General features: G+C 64.0%; 8 protein-coding genes. 3 read left to right on the forward strand and 5 right to left on the reverse strand.

Translation table 11 applies throughout. The features are described 5' to 3' along the window. Positions 1-3 precede the first annotated feature (3 nt). The gene (locus KF719_RS15455; RefSeq protein ID WP_293509824.1) at positions 4-1,362 is read right to left on the reverse strand and encodes an aminotransferase class I/II-fold pyridoxal phosphate-dependent enzyme; all 1,359 of its coding nucleotides are present in this window, start codon (positions 1,360-1,362) and stop codon (positions 4-6) included. Next, the gene (locus KF719_RS15460) at positions 1,359-8,747 is read right to left on the reverse strand and encodes a type I polyketide synthase (RefSeq protein ID WP_293509826.1); all 7,389 of its coding nucleotides are present in this window, start codon (positions 8,745-8,747) and stop codon (positions 1,359-1,361) included. Before KF719_RS15460 ends, KF719_RS15455 begins: the two co-directional genes overlap by 4 nt. Before the next feature lie 394 nt (positions 8,748-9,141). On the opposite strand from KF719_RS15460, the gene dusA reads away from it, so the two are divergent. Together dusA and KF719_RS15470 are read left to right on the forward strand one after the other, a co-directional pair. Next, a complete protein-coding gene (gene dusA / locus KF719_RS15465) occupies positions 9,142-10,146 on the forward strand; it encodes a tRNA dihydrouridine(20/20a) synthase DusA (RefSeq protein ID WP_293509851.1) in 1,005 nt (334 codons plus the stop codon). A gap of 37 nt (positions 10,147-10,183) precedes the next feature. Then, positions 10,184-11,017 (forward strand): sulfite exporter TauE/SafE family protein, encoded by an 834-nt coding sequence (locus tag KF719_RS15470; protein ID WP_293509853.1) that lies wholly within the window; start codon positions 10,184-10,186, stop codon positions 11,015-11,017. On the opposite strand, the gene KF719_RS15475 is transcribed toward KF719_RS15470, so the two are convergent. From KF719_RS15475 to KF719_RS15485, 3 genes are all read right to left on the reverse strand, one after another. Next, positions 11,014-12,111 (reverse strand): phospholipase, encoded by a 1,098-nt coding sequence (locus KF719_RS15475; RefSeq protein WP_293509855.1) that lies wholly within the window; start codon positions 12,109-12,111, stop codon positions 11,014-11,016. The two genes, KF719_RS15470 and KF719_RS15475, sit on opposite strands and share 4 nt — an antisense overlap. A 39-nt stretch (positions 12,112-12,150) precedes the next feature. After that, the gene (locus KF719_RS15480; protein WP_293509857.1) at positions 12,151-13,650 is read right to left on the reverse strand and encodes a phosphomannomutase/phosphoglucomutase; all 1,500 of its coding nucleotides are present in this window, start codon (positions 13,648-13,650) and stop codon (positions 12,151-12,153) included. Between the two features lie 72 nt (positions 13,651-13,722). Further along, entirely contained in the window at positions 13,723-14,418 is a 696-nt protein-coding gene (locus KF719_RS15485) for a TIGR02281 family clan AA aspartic protease (protein WP_293509859.1), read from the reverse strand. A gap of 122 nt (positions 14,419-14,540) precedes the next feature. Here KF719_RS15485 and cobA point away from each other — a divergent pair, with 122 nt between their 5' ends. Then, positions 14,541-15,449: a uroporphyrinogen-III C-methyltransferase gene (cobA, locus tag KF719_RS15490; RefSeq protein WP_293509861.1), complete on the forward strand. Its 909-nt coding sequence runs from the start codon at positions 14,541-14,543 to the stop codon at positions 15,447-15,449. Positions 15,450-15,453 lie beyond the last annotated feature (4 nt).

Consider the following 15,453-nt stretch of genomic DNA (forward strand, 5'->3'; position numbering starts at 1 on the left):
GGCTCACAGCGGCGAATTCTCGAGCTTCTTCTTCTGGTCGGCCACCTGTGCGACGGTAAAGCGTATTTGCTCTTCCGTGTGCGCGCTGGAAAGGAAGAAACGCAACCGCGCGATCCGTTCTTCGACGGCAGGGTAGATGATCGGCGGGGCATTGATGCCAAGCTCGAACAAGGCGCGCGACAGGCGCACCGCGAGCAGCGAGCTGCCGGTAATGACGGGAAGGACCGTCGAGCCGATCGCATAGCCGGTGTCGAGCCCCGCTTCACGGGCAAGTTCGAGCATCAATTTTCCGTTGGCCTGAAGTTGTCGAACGCGCTCAGGCTCTTCTTCCATGATCCGCAATGCTTCAAGAGACGCGGCCGCCATCGGCGGGGGCATGCCGACCGAATAGAGAAATCCGGAGGCCGTATGCTTGAGCAGCGTGATCAGCGCTTCCGAACCGGCCACATATCCGCCGCAGCCCGCCAGCGTCTTGGATAGCGTTCCCATCCAGATATCGACATCGCCCGGCTTCAGGCCGAAATGCTCGCCGATGCCATATCCCCGGGCGCCAAGCGCACCGAAGGAATGTGCCTCGTCGACCATCGTCAAGGCTTTGTGTTTGCGCGCGACCTCGATGATTTCAGGCATCGGCGGCACATCACCGTCCATCGAATAGATGCCTTCGACGCAAATCAGCACCTTCTCGAACTTGCGCCGCGACCGCATCAGAAGGTCGTCAAGTCCGCGCCAGTCGTTGTGATCGAACGGCTGCCGCTGTGCGCCGGAAAGAAGCGCTCCCTGCAACACCGAGTTGTGAATCAACCTGTCATGCAGAATGAGATCGCGCTTTCCAAGCAGCGTGCCGATCGTCGTTACGTTCGTGGCGTGACCCGAGACAAATGTGAGCGCCGCCGGGGTGCCGTGGACTTCGGCAATCTTGGCTTCGAGCTCCCGATGCGGCCGCCTTTCGCCGGAGACGAGACGGCTCGCGGAGGCCGATGTGCCGTATTCGACCATCGCCTTGTACGCCGCGTCGTTGACCCGCGGATGCCCGTTCAGGTCGAGATAGTTATAGGTTCCGAAATTGATGAATTCGCGCCCGCCGATAACGGTCGTATTGCGCGCCAGGACATCGTGCTCCTGGAAATACGGACTTTCCAGGTTGACCTTTTTCGCGAGGCTCTGCTGAAGCGTCAATGTCTGATAGTCGGAAAACTTCTCGATCTTGTAGTGCGATTCCGGAATGCTGAACGCGTCGCGCTTGGCAACGCCGTTCATTTCGCCGGCGATGTCGCTGCGCTTCTTGAGGATACGCCGCAGCGCTTCCTCCTTGGATTCCTTGGAGAGCTTTCGCGGTTCGTTGGGATCTGAATCTGTCACGTGCCGAATTGATTTTCACTTGTTGAAGGGTCGCGAGTGTCGTCTGTTTTTCGTATATTTTCAACGTCGTCGTCATTGATATGACGAGAGATTATCGATTGCACGTCGCCGGCGAATTGATCGCTTGTATCTTCGCCGCGAATCTGGCCGACAATCTGTGCCGAAAGCGACGTCACATTTCCGCCCTCGGAAAGCGCCATGACGGGTATCTCGATGCCGAAGCGGTCTTCGATGCCGAGCTTCAGTTCGAGTGCCATCAGCGAGTCCATACCGAGATCGAATACCGACTTCCCAAGATCGATCTTGTCGGCCGTCAGGCGCAGCACCTGGCCGATTTCCTCCGCCAGAATGCCGGACACGAAGCCGATGGCATCCTCCAGCGAGACTTCCGAGAGCTTTGATAGAATGTCCTCTCCGCTGCTCTCACCTTCCCGTACCGTTCTCGGCGCCAATTCGCCGAAGACGCGTGCCTGCAGGACCGGCAGGCCGGCGCGCAGCCGCTGCCAATTGATGCCGGCGGCGTAGAAGTTGGATTCGTCGCGCGCAACGAGTCCCTCCAGCAATATCATTGCGTCGCTCGTGCTGAGCGGGTCGGCGCCGAGCTTCGATGCAAGTTGGTCGCGCATCTCGGCGTTGCGGGCGAGATAGCCGGCGTCGCCGATAGCGCTCCAGCCGATTGCCTGCGCCGGCAGGCCGGCGGCGCGGCGCTTCTGCGCAAGCGCCTCAAGGAAGGCATTCGCGGCGACATAATTGGCCTGGCCCGGATTTCCGAATGCCGTGGTGATCGAAGAATAGAGAACGAAGAAATCGATTTCGCGCCCCAGGCTGACGTCATGAAGCACGATAGCACCGCGAATTTTCGGTTCGATGACCCGCTGATACTGGCGTTGATCGAGCGTCTCCATCGTGGCGTCGTCGAAGACGGCCGCAGCGTGGACAATGCCCCGGATTGGAAAGCCGGCGGCTTCCGCTTCGTCGAAAAGCGAGCCAACAGCGGCGGCATCCGTAACGTCGCAGGCGCGCGCAATGACGTGCACGCCGCGGGCCTCGAATTCCTTGATGGCCGCACGCGCTTCCTCGCTTGTCGCGCCGGACCGTCCGATCAACACCAGCCCGCCGGCGCCCTTCTCGGCAAGCCATCTCGCGGTCGCGAGCCCGAACCCGGAAAGCCCGCCGGTCACGAGACAGGCCGCGTCCGGCCGCACCGGGAAGGCTGCGCTTTCGCGCTTTGCCACAGCGGCCGGCACATGGGGCGGCCGCAGGATTATCTTTCCGGTATGGCCGGATCTCTGCATCAGGCGGAATGCGTCCGATGCGCGGTCCGCGTCGAAAGCCCGATAGGGCAGTGGCGTATAGACACCTGTTTCAAATCGCTCGATCAGATCGTCGAACAATTCCCGCGCCAGTTCCGGTCGCTCGACCATCAGCTGGTCCGCATCGATGCCGAAATAACTGAGATTGTTCCGGAAAAACTTCAGGCCGATGCGATTGTTCTCGTAGAAATCGCGTTTGCCGAGTTCGATGAAGCGGCCAAACGGGCGAAGCAAACCGAGATTCCGGTGTATCGCTTCGCCGGCCAGTGAATTGAGAATGACGTCGACGCCTTCGCCGCCGGTCGCCTTCATGATCTCCTCGGCGAACGACAGCGAGCGCGAGTCGAATATACGGCTCTCCGGAATATCGAGCATCCGCATCATCTGGCGCTTCTCGGGCGTGCCGACGGTCACGAAGATTTCGGCGCCGATGTGGCGAGCCACCTGGATCGCGGCAAGACCGACGCCGCCGGCTGCGCCATGGATCACGACGCGCTCGCCCTTCCGCAATCGTGCCAGATAGTCGAGCGCGTATTGCACGGTGAAGAAGGCCGTCGGAATTGTGGCGGCTTCCTCGAAGCTCAATCGGGTCGGTTTGATTGCCGCCGCGCTTGCCGGCGTCACGACATGGCTGTCGAAGCAATGGGGGGCGAAGCACAACACCTCGTCGCCGGGCCGGATGTTGGTAACCTCCGCGCCGACATCGGTCACGATGCCGGCCGCTTCCATGCCGACGCTCGGTCCGGCAAACCCGGCCTCCAGCGCTTCCTCGGGCAACACGCCAAGCGCATACATCACGTCGCGGAAATTGAGTCCGGCGGCGCGCGGGGCGACGACGATTTCATTTGCCTTCGGTATCGGCATCGCGGCTGGCTGCCAGGCAAGAGAGCCGAGCCGCCCGGTCGAGAAGGTGAGCTTCCGCGCGCCCAGCTCCGCTTCGGTGGCGCCTTCGTTCGGCACCACGCGCAGTCGTGGCGCAAAGGAACCTTCGGAGCTGAGAACAAGTTCGGATTCCGGGTCCGCATCGAGCAGCGATCGGCAAAGTGCCGCGATAAGCTCCGTTTGCGCCGGATCGTCGCCCTGGAGGTCGATCATGCGCAGGCGCGTCTTCGGCACTTCGTTGGCAATCACCCGGCCGATGCCCCAAAGTGGCGCTTGCGTGAGGTTCATCTGGCCGGTCGCCCGGAAGCTCGACGCGTTCCGCGTGACGATATGCAGGCGCGGCATCGTCTTGAATTCGGCATGCGACATCGCCCGCGCGGCCAGCAGTGCGCTCCAGCCGGGACGTGCATCGGCCGACATGTCGCCGAACAGCACGACGCCGCGAAGGTCGATTCCGGTTCCGGCCATCGCCTGATAGGTTTCGAGCCACTGCATCTCGACATCGGGGTCGAGCGGCAATGCATCGTCGTCCTCGCCGGGGTTGTGCCCGGCATGTGCCTGGATTGCGACGGCTCCGGCGCGTTCCAGTTCGGCGCACAGTGCGCCGGCGCTATTGGCCTCTGCTTTGGACGGATCGTAGACAACGAGCCAGCCCGTTCCCATGGCGTCGAAGCTGGCGCGCGCGGGCGCTGTACGGAAGTCGCCCGGCCGCGGCGCATCTGCGATCAACACCGTCGCGCGTCCGGCGGTTGCAGTCTGAATATTGCAGAACCCCTCGACCGAAAAAAAGCGGACAAGCGCCTCGGAATCCATGCGTTCGTCCTGCGCCACCGGACGGGCCGCCGCCAGAACGGTGTCGATCCAGAAGGCGGGCTGGGGTTCGGACAGCAGCAAAAGCCCGCCCGGTGCCAGCAGATCGTTGATGTTTCCGCGCAGCGCCGGCGTCAGGCCGCTGGCGGCCGACGGCAGAGGACAAACGACGATGTCGAATTCGCCGAGCTTCGTCAGGTCGCTTTCGGACAGGAGCCCGGCCGGATCCGCATGCAGGAACCGCACATTCGGAGCGTCGATGTCCATCTCGAGATTGGAGAGTTTCGTTTCGTCGTCCGAGACGACCGTGAAATCGACAGCGCCCGTTGAGGAAATCGACGCGGCGCCGCGTACCAGACCGTTGGCCGTGCCGACCTCAAGTATCCGCAGCCTGCGGTTGGCCGGCCAGAGTGATGCGACCTTTTTCAGAGCGTCCATCAGAAGGTCGCGAGCCGGTGCGAAACTTGGCGAGCTTTCCAGCAGGTGATCGCGGCTGGTCGGGCTCGGCCGATGCTGCGCCGCATCTTGCGCCGTCGTATCGCCGCAATGCATCAGCGCGCCGAGTTCAGCCAGATAGGCCGGATGGCGTGCCAGTGCATCCTGCCACATGCGGCGCGCGCCATCGCCCGGCGCGACGTCGATGTGCGATATCGCGTGGGCCTTGCCGTTGACCTTGGACAGTGTTGACGGCGCGCGCGCCAGTAATCCGCGCGCAATAGCGTCGAGATCGGGTCCGTCGCCGGAAATGGCGGCGTTTCGCTCGGCAAAAGCCAACGCTTCGGCAAGTTCCGCGGCGTCGGGTGTCTGGCACGATGCGGAAACATAGTCGAGCGGCAGCGTCTCGAAACGGAAACGCCGTGTGCCGGCGCTGACGTTATGAAGTTCGGCCCGCAGAAAGCGCAGCCCGGTCACTCTGGCAACGCACGTATTGTCGGCGTCGAACAGGGAAAAATCGGCGACCAGCGACTTTTCGCTCCGCGAACGCAGTTGCGTATGGCAGCGAACCGCGAGCGCATGCGGCCGGAAAACCTTCACGCCGTTGAACTGATAAGGCAGGTAGGCGTTGCCCTCCTTGACGCCGTTCGCAAACAATATCGAAAGCAGCGTTTGCAGGCAGCCGTCGAGCAGCGCCGGATGCAGGACGAACTTGTCGAGCGTCGCGACAACCGCGTCCGGTGCGCGCAACTCCGCGACCGCCTCGTTGCCGAACACCTGCACCCGCTCGATTGTCTGGAAGGCGGGCCCGTAGTTCAGTCCCAATGCGGTGGCAACGCGGTAGTGCGTATCGTGCGAGATGTTGCCCGATGCAGCGCTGGTCTGCGCGACGACCTCCGTGTCGTCGGTTCCGGCAAGCGCTTCGGTGAGGCGGCCCACGGCATTCAGCGTCCACGGGTCGTCGCTCATTCGTTTGCGCGTCTCGATGCGGAAGGCTTTGTCGTCTTCGTCGTATATGAACCGGAAATTGAGCATGTGCCCGCGCACCAGGACGATCGGCCGCCGAATCTCCAGGGTCTCGATATCGTGGCGCTCACCACCGAAAAGGGCGGCCGATGCTTCAAGGACGCATTCGACATAGCCGGTCGCCGGAAAGACGATCGAACCGCCGACATTGTGGTCGGCGAGAAACGGGAACAGTTCGGCATCGATCTGGGCTTCCCAGAGCGCGTGCCCGTGTTGTGGCCGGATGCCGAGAAATGGTCCGTCGACATTTGCATACATGCGTCCGTCGGCGTCGGGTTTCACCGGCGTCCAGTGGCTTTCGTGTTGCCACGGGTATCTCGGAAGTTCGACGCAACGGCCCGGGACGGGGAATGACCGTCCGAAGTCGAGTTCGGCGCCGGCGCAGAACGCCGTATCGGCGACCAGGCGGAGCATCGACGCATCATGCGCGCTACGCGTCATGCTGGCGATGGGCGTGCCGGTCTTGCCCTTTTCGCGCAGAATCTGCCGCAGGTAAGGTTGAAGAACATTATGCGGCCCGATTTCGACCAGCACATCGATGCCGTCCGAGATCATGGCGCCGATCGCGTCGTGAAAGCGCACCGGCATACGCATATTGTTCCACCAGTAATCGGTGTCGAGCGCGTCGCCAGCCGTTTCGGCGCCAAGCACCGTCGAATAATAGGGAACGCGCGTAGCGGCCGGTGCGACCGGACCGATCTTTTTCAGGAAGTGGCTTTGCACGGGGTCGAGAACGCGGCTGTGGAAGGCGTAATCGAGATCGAGAAGGCGGAAGAAGATCTTCTCGGCCGTCAGCTTTTCCCCGAGTTCGATCAGCGCCTGCTCGCCGCCCGCGAGTGTGACGGAGGTCGATGTGTTGACGGCGGCGAGCTCGATCTTGCCGCCGGAATCCCTCTCGATTTCAAGCGCCCGTTCCGGCGAAATTCCTGCAGCCGCCATCCGGCCCTGGCCGCGTGTGCGGCCTTGCGCTTCGGACCGGGCAACAACCAGCAGCACGGTCTGGCGGAGGTCGAGTGCGCCGGAAACATATGCGGCGGCGACTTCGCCGACGCTGTGCCCGGCGACGGCGTCGGGCGTCAGTCCCGCTTCCTGCAGGCAGCGCCATAGTCCGATCTGCATCGCCAGCAAGGCGGGCTGCGCCACCTCGGTTCGTCCAAGGCGTTGTTCGGCATCTTCGGCATGCAATGCTTCGACAAGCGACCACCCGGCGATCTCGACGATCAATGCGTCGATGGCATCGATCTCGCGGCGGAAAGTCTCGCTCTCGGCATAGAGCCGGCGTCCCATGCCCGGCCATTGCGCGCCATTTCCGTTGAAGACGAAGCCGACTTTTGCTTGTGAAATGGCGGCTTCGTTCGAGACGACGGCACAATCGGCCTCGTCGGCAAACGCGGCAAGTTGCGCGACGATATCGCCGACCGTCTCGCCGTGAACGATGGCGCGGTTCGGATGACGCACGCGCCGGAATGCCGCCGTGAATGCGGCGTCGTAATAACCGTCCTTGTCTCTCGATTCCAGAAATGTCGCCCAGTTGCGCGCCGTTGCGCGCAGCGCCGCCGGCGATTTGGCGGACAGCACAAGCGGCGGCAGCGCCGTCGAAATATCGCGTGCCGCGCGCGGCTGAACAGCATGTTCGCGCAAAAGCACTGTCGCATTCGCGCCGCCAAATCCGAACGAGTTGACGCCGGCGCGGATCGGGCGCCCGGATGCTTCGATCGGCGTCAGCTTCTGCACCGGCGCGATGCGAAGCGTGTCGAAATCGATGTCGGGGTTCAGCGTCTCTGAATGCAGCGACTTCGGCACGGCGCGATGCCGGATCGCCAGGATCGTCTTGATGAGCCCGGCCATGCCCGACGCGGGTTCCAGGTGGCCGACATTTGTTTTCGCCGAACCGATGGGCAGCGGCCCGTCGGCGGGTCTGCGCTTCTGCCCGATTGCTTCGCCGAGTGCGCGGCTTTCCGCCGGATCGCCGACGATCGTGCCGGTGCCATGCGCCTCGAAGAAGTCGATCCCGGCCGGATCGACGTCGAACTTGGCCATCGTTTGTTCGATAAGCAGGCGCTGCATCTCATGCGAGGGAAGCGCGATGCCCTTGGTATGCCCGTCCGTATTGACACCCGATCCCTCGATGATCGCATGGATCGGATCGCCGTCGCGAAGCGCATCCGCCAAGGGCTTGATGACGACGACGCCGCCTCCTTCGCCGCGGACATATCCGCCCGGGTTTTCGCCGAAGGCCCGGCACAACCCATAGGTGGAAAGCATCGTCGCTTTTGAAAAACCGACAAAGGGCAGGGGGGTGAGAAGCAGGCTGATGCCGCCGACCAGCGCCATGTCGCAGCGCCCGTCGTGAAGCGCGTTGAGCGCTTCGTTGAGTGCAACGAGCGACGACGAACAGGCCGTGTCGACCGCCATGCTCGGACCGCGCAGGTCGAACTGGTAGGAGAGCCTGTTGGCGGCAATCGAAAGCGTTGAGCCGAGCATCGTATAGGCGTTGGTGCCGTCGCCATTGCCCTGCTGGCTCGACCCGTATTCGGTAGAGGAAATGCCGACATAGACGGCGCAGTTGCGTCCGGCGTGGTGGCCGGGGATTTGCCCGCCGGATTCCAGCGCTTCCCAGCCCATCTCCAGCAGCATCCGCTGCTGCGGGTCCATCATGTCGGCTTCGCGTGCCGAAATGCCGAAGAAAGCGGCGTCGAACCCGCGAATGTCACCCAGCGTTCCGGCCGCGAAAGTGTAGCTTCGCCCCGGCGCCTTCCGGTTGGGGTGCTTGAAGAGAGAGTGATCCCAGCGGTCGGCGGGAACTTCGGTGACGACATTGCGTCCGCCGGCAAGCACCTCCCAATACGCTTCGGGCGTATTGCAGCCGCCGGGGAACCGACAGGCCATGCCGATAATGGCCATGTCGGTCTTTTTCATGTCACCAACTCTCATCTACACGCGCCCCCAAAAGCGCCCCGTCCCCCAAAATCTCAATCCGGCAATGGACTGGTCACCCCGGCATGACGGCCCTTCGGAACGGATTTGAGTTGAACAGTCCGGACTATAGTGGAATTGACTGTTTGAAGGCTACCTATCTGAATGATTCAACGGCTTGTCAGCCCGACTACTTTGGTTTCAGCGTCGGTTCGCCCCATTGCGTACTATCGCACCGCAGTTTGTACCGAACGGCAGGGGGCCGTCGCCGTAAGCCTCGACCGGGCCGGTCCATCGCGATATGCAAGGGTCAGCGGTCCCCGACGTGGGACGGCCCGGCAGTGAAAGCACGGGAATCCCGCCGTTTTGACGGCCGCCCGTACCTGAATTGAACAAGATGTTGACGTACAAAGCAAAAACAATCTCCGTCGCGCCAATGATGGACTGGACCGATCGTCACGACCGGTTCTTCCTGCGGCTGATTGCGCGCCATCCGCTGCTCTACACCGAAATGGTGACGACGGCTGCGGTGCTGCATGGGGACCGCGCGCGGCTGCTGGGCTTCGATCCGGCCGAGCATCCGGTGGCGCTCCAGCTCGGCGGTTCGGAGCCCGCCGAACTTGGCGAAGCCGCGGCCATCGGCGAAGGCTTTGGCTACGACGAGATCAACCTCAATGTCGGCTGCCCCTCCGACCGGGTGCAGTCGGGCCGCTTCGGCGCCTGCCTGATGCGCGAGCCGTATCTCGTCGCGCGCTGCGTCGAGGCCATGCGCGTCCGCGTCGCCGTTCCGGTCACCGTCAAATGCCGCATCGGTGTCGACGATCAGGAGCCGCGCGAGGCGTTGCCGGCCATGGCGCGCGCCGTCCGCGAGGCCGGCTGCGAAACGCTGATCGTCCACGCCCGCAAGGCTTGGCTCGAAGGTCTATCGCCGAAGGAAAACCGCGACGTGCCGCCGCTCGACTACCCCCTTGTCCATGAACTGAAGCGCGACATGCCCGGCATGGAAATCATCATCAATGGCGGCATTGCCACGCTGGACGAAGCCGTGGCGCATCTCGCCCATGTCGATGGCGTCATGCTCGGCCGCGCCGCCTATCAGAACCCGTGGATCCTCGCCGAAGCGGATCGTCGCTTCTACGATGATGACCATCCCGTGCCCACGCGCCACGATGTGATCGAGAGTTTCATCCCCTATGTCGAGCGCGAGCTGGCGCGCGGCACCCATCTTCACGCGATGACGCGGCATATTCTGGGTCTCTTCCAGGGCTGCCCCGGCGCGCGCGCCTTCCGCCGTCACATCTCCGAAAACGCCCCGCGCGCGGGCGCCGGCGTCGAAGTCATCCGCGACGCCGCCGCGCTGGTGCGCGAACCCGTTTCCGGTATTCTCACCGCCGCCGAATAGCCTGCCACTCCTCTGCCTTTCAGGAAGCCACCCAAAAATGAACATCGAGGCCATGTCGCTGATGGAACTCGCGCCCTTCGCCGCGGGCCTCGTCTTCACCGGCCTGATCGCGGGCATTCTGGCGGGCCTTCTCGGCGTCGGCGGCGGCATCGTCATCGTGCCCGTGCTCTATCATGTGTTCACGCTGCTCGGCATCGACGAAGGTGTGCGCATGCATCTTGCGGTCGGCACGTCGCTCGGCACCATCATCCTGGTCTCGATCCGCTCCGTGCGCGCCCATGCGCAAAAAGGCGTCGTCGACTGGCAGATGCTGCGCGACTGGGCGCTGCCGGTGCTTGCCGGCGTCGTGCTCGGCACGGGCGTCGCGGCTTGGGTCAGCGGCGATGCGTTGACCGGCGTCTTCGCCACCATCGCGCTGGTCGTTGCCGCCAATCTCGCCTTCGGCAAGGAAAGCTGGCGCCTCGGATCGCAACTCCCCTCGAAGGCGGTGCAATATCCGGTGGCCGCCGCCATCGGCGGTCTCTCTGCGTTGATGGGCATTGGCGGCGGCACATTCGGCGTCACCTTCATGACGCTCTACGGCAAGAACCCGCGCGAAGCGGTGGCGACCTCGGCCGGTCTCGGCGTGTTGATCGCGGTGCCGGCGATGATCGGCTTCGTCTGGGCCGGCTGGAACGATCCGCGCCTGCCGCCATTCAGCATCGGCTATGTCAATTTGATCGGCCTCGCGCTCATCATGCCGCTCTCGATCCTCGCCGCGCCGTGGGGCGCGACGATTGCCCATGCGATCAGCCACAAGGCGTTGATCCGCGCCTTCGCGCTCTTCCTCGCGCTGACCTCATTACAAATGTTCTATCGGCTCTTCGGCTAACCGAGAAACCAGTCGATCACGCGCGCATTCTCTTCCGCCGGATAGGTGTGCGACAGGTCGCCGATCTCGCGATAGGTGACCCGCGCGCCGGCCGCCGAAAGTTCGGCGTTGGCGAGCCGCGCCATGTCGGCCGCGAACATCCAGTCGCGCGCGCCATGCACGATATAGACGGGCAGCCCCGCAATGCGCGCCGGATCGGCCATGCCCATCAGCATCGGATGCCACGCCGACGACATCGGCGCGAGATGCGTGAAGGGTCCGCCGCCGAGCCCCGCGAGATAGGTGAAGGTGCCGCCGTCGCTCATGCCGGTGAGCAATATGCGGCTCGCGTCGATGTTCCAGCGCTCGCCCGCATGCGCCATCATTCGCGCCAGCGAGGCGCGGTCCTGCTCCGGCTCCATCAGCGACCATGTGGCATCGAGCGATGTCGGCGACAGCAGGATCGCGCCCGCCGAGCGCGCGTCGCGAAGCCAGCTCCACAGGAAGCCGCGCCCGTGCCCACTGCCGCCATGGCAGGCGACGATCAGCGGATGCGGTCGCGCCGCGTCATATGTCTCCGGCACATAAAGCGAGAAGCCGCCGCGCTGTCCTTTCTCGTTGCCGAAATGATGAACGCCGGTTCCCTCGCGCGTCGCACCATCTGCAAGTGCCTCCACCAGCGCCGCGTCGTCGCGCTTCGTCTCGTTGAGGAAAAACCGGCTGACCGGCGGCAGCATCGCGCTGACGGGATAAAGGCTCTCCATCGCCCGCGGCAGGTAGCGCAGCGCCCGATAGGCGCCGAACACAGGCCCACCCGCTTCCGGTGCCGCCTCGCTCGCGGCGCGCAACGCCTCGAAAGCTATCCGCGCCGCCTCTGCGGCGCCCTGCACATGATCGCGGAAGGCAACGAGATGTTCCGGCCACACCGCCGCGTCGAATCCTGCCCGCGTTTCCGCAAGCCGTGCCTCGACCGGCCCCATCTGTTCGACAAGTTCCCCGATCAATGGCGGATGCAGATGCCGCGCAATGAACGAGAGCGCCTCCAGCGCCTGCAAAAGCGCCGGCAGCAGCGCGTCGACGGCGTCGATCAGGGCTTCGTTTTGCGCGTCGGACATTTTGTGCGTTCCCGCGGACCGGTCCGCAAGGTCTGAGTGTCAGATTTTCTGGTCGTATTCGCCGACTTCCGGCTGTGCCGAGAGATGCTTGTCGATCTCGGCGAACATCGCCCGCATGTTGGCTTCCGACGCCGGGCTTTCGACCACGACCACGAGCCCCGGCTTGTTCGACGAGGCGCGCACCAGCCCCCATGTCCCGTCTTCCACCGTCACGCGCACGCCGTTCACCGTCACGGTGTCGCGGATTTTCTGGCCGATGAGCTTTTCGCCTTTCTCGGCCATGCCGGAAAAGAGCTTCACCATCCGCTCCACGACTTCGTACTTTTTCTCGTCGGGACAAAAGGGCGACATCGTCGGTGAGCCCCAGGTCTTCGGCAGCGCCTCGCGCAGGTCGGACATCTTCTTCGTGGGATTGCGGTCCAGCATGTCGCAAATCGCGATGGCGGAAACCAGCCCGTCGTCATAGCCGCGGCCGATCGGCGGATTGAAGAAGTAGTGGCCGGACTTCTCGAAGCCCACCAGCGCGTCGAGCTCATGCGCGCGGCGCTTGATATAGGAGTGTCCGGTCTTCCAGTAGTCGGTCTTCGCGCCATTGGCGATCAGCACCGGATCGGTGAGGAAAAGCCCGGTCGATTTGACGTCGACGACGAATTGCGCGTTCGCGTGTTGCGCGGAAAGGTCGCGCGCCAGCATCACGCCCACCTTGTCGGCGAAAATTTCCTCGCCCGTATCGTCCACGACGCCGCAGCGGTCGCCGTCGCCGTCGAAGCCGAGGCCGACATCGGCGCCGGTTTCCAGCACCTTGTCCCGCAGCGCATGGAGCATTTCCATGTCTTCGGGGTTCGGGTTGTAGCGCGGAAAGGTCCAGTCGAGATCGCAATCGAGCGGGATCACCTCGGCGCCGATCCCGGCCAGCACCTGCGGCGCAAAGGCGCCCGCCGTGCCGTTGCCGCAGGCCGCGACGACTTTCAGCCGACGCTTGAGCTTTGGCCTATTGGTCAGATCGGCGATATAGCGGTCCGCCATGTCGGGCACGCGAATGTAGCGCCCGCCATCGCGCGGTTGCCCGAGGCCGCCCAGCACGATCTCCTTCAGCCGCGTCATCTCGTCGGGCCCGAAGGTCAGCGGCCGCTGCGCGCCCATTTTCACGCCGGTCCAGCCATTCTCATTGTGGCTCGCCGTCACCATCGCGACGCAGGGCACATCGAGATCGAACTGCGCGAAATAGGCGACAGGCGAAAGCGCCAGCCCGATGTCATGCACCTCGCAGCCGGCATTCATCAGCCCGATGATCAGCGCCTGCTTGATCGACACCGAATAGGAACGGAAATCGTGACCGACCGCGATCCGCGGGCTGACGCCCATCTCGTGGATCAGCGTTCCGAGCCCCAGCCCCAGCGCCTGGATGCCGACGAGATTGATTTCCTTCTCGAACAGCCAGCGCGCGTCGTATTCGCGAAACCCGTTGGGCGAAACGAGCGCCAGGTTCTCGAAATCGGCGGTGTTGGGTTTCAGGTCGGCGCGGGGCTTCTGCGTCATGGTCTCTCCGGCGGGTGGGGCAGGGCGTTGCGGCCGGTTATAACGGGCTTTCGCCGCCGGTGCAGCCCCCTGCTATTCGCGCAGCACCAGCCGTTCGCCCCGAACCTCGACCGATGAAAGCCGTCCGAGAAAGCTCATGCCCAACAGCGACTGTCCCAGCCCCTCGCGCGATACCGAGGCGGTCACGTTGCGAAGCCGGACATCGCCGATACTCACTTCGTCCAGCGTAATGCGCGCGGCATAAATCGTACCGTTCGCGGTCTGATAGGGCGTCGTATAGCGCAGGCTGTCGAGATCGAGCCCGAGACGTTGGGCGTCGCCCGCGCTCAGCGCCACGTCGCTGGCGCCCGTATCCACCATGAACCGCACATGCGTGCCGTTGACGAGCCCGTCGGCATGGAAATGCCCGGACATGTTGCGCGACAGATAGGCCGTGCCGGGCTCGCTCGCCACCGGCGCCGAGGGCACAAGCGCGGTGCGCGTCCGCGTACCCATGTCGCTGAAAACGTCGCTGTAGCTGTATCCGACGACCAGCGCCAGCGCGATGGCGATCCAGATCAGCGCCTGTTTGAGCGCCAGGCCGGCGCGTTCCCGCCACCCCAACACCACGCTGCCGCCCACCAGCGCCAGCAGCAACAGGCTGTGCACGAGCCGCATCTGCGCGTCCTCGCCCTGCAGCGCGCCCGGAAAGCGGCTGTTGAGGAAGAGCAGCAGCGCCACAAGCCCGAGCAGCAGCAGTGCCGCCCATGTCCAGTTGTTCTGTCTCATGGTGCTAATGTAGGGCGGATCGTGTGAGAAATCCGTAATCCCGGCCTTGGCGCGGTCGCGACAAACTCTTATTTACATGCTACGATTGCCTTGAAAGATAAACACCAAATAAAATACGTGAAATGACCGAGCGAAAAGTCATATCCCTGACCGGGAACCGGAAGTCGAAGCGGGTGCCGAACGTCGCGGGCGACGCGGCGGCGGCGCTGGCGCTGCCGGTCTTCGAGCCCGGCTGGGTGTGGCTGGTCGGCGCCGGACCGGGCGATCCGGGCCTCCTGACGCTCCACGCGCTCAACGCGCTGAAGCAGGCCGACATCGTGGTCTACGACGCGCTGGTCGACGAAGCCGTTCTGCAATTCGCAAACCCGCGCGCGAAGCTCGAATATTCCGGCAAGCGCGGCGGCAAGCCGAGCCCGAAACAGCGCGACATCTCGGCAAGGCTCATCGAGCTCGCCCGCCGGGGCAAGCGTGTACTGCGCCTCAAGGGCGGCGATCCCTTCGTCTTCGGCCGCGGCGGCGAGGAAGCGCTGGCGCTGGTCGATGCCGGCATCCCCTTCCGCCTCGTGCCCGGCGTCACCGCCGGCGTCGGCGGCCTCGGCTATGCCGGCATCCCGGTCACCCACCGCGACATCAACCACGCCGTCACCTTCGTCACCGGCCACATGGCGGGCGGCGCGGTCCCTGAAAATCTCGACTGGCCGTCGATCGCCAAGGGCTCGCCCGTCATCGTCCTCTACATGGCGCTCTCGCATCTCGGCGCCATCGCGCAACTGCTGATCGAAAACGGCCGCCGCGCCGGCGAGCCCGTCGCGCTGGTGCGCAACGCCACGCTGAAGGATCAGTCGGTGCTCGAAACGACACTCGGCACGGCAGCCGAAGATGTCGCCCGCGCCGACTTCAAGGCCCCCGCCATCATCGTCATCGGCGACGTCGTGCGCCTGCGCGAAGGCCTCGACTGGCTTGGGGCGCTGGAAGGCCGCATCCTGAAGCGCGACCCGCTCAACGCCCGCACCAAAAAGGATGTGGGTTGATCGT

The sequence above is a fragment of the Parvibaculum sp. genome (genome assembly GCF_019635935.1).
Classification (GTDB): domain Bacteria; phylum Pseudomonadota; class Alphaproteobacteria; order Parvibaculales; family Parvibaculaceae; genus Parvibaculum.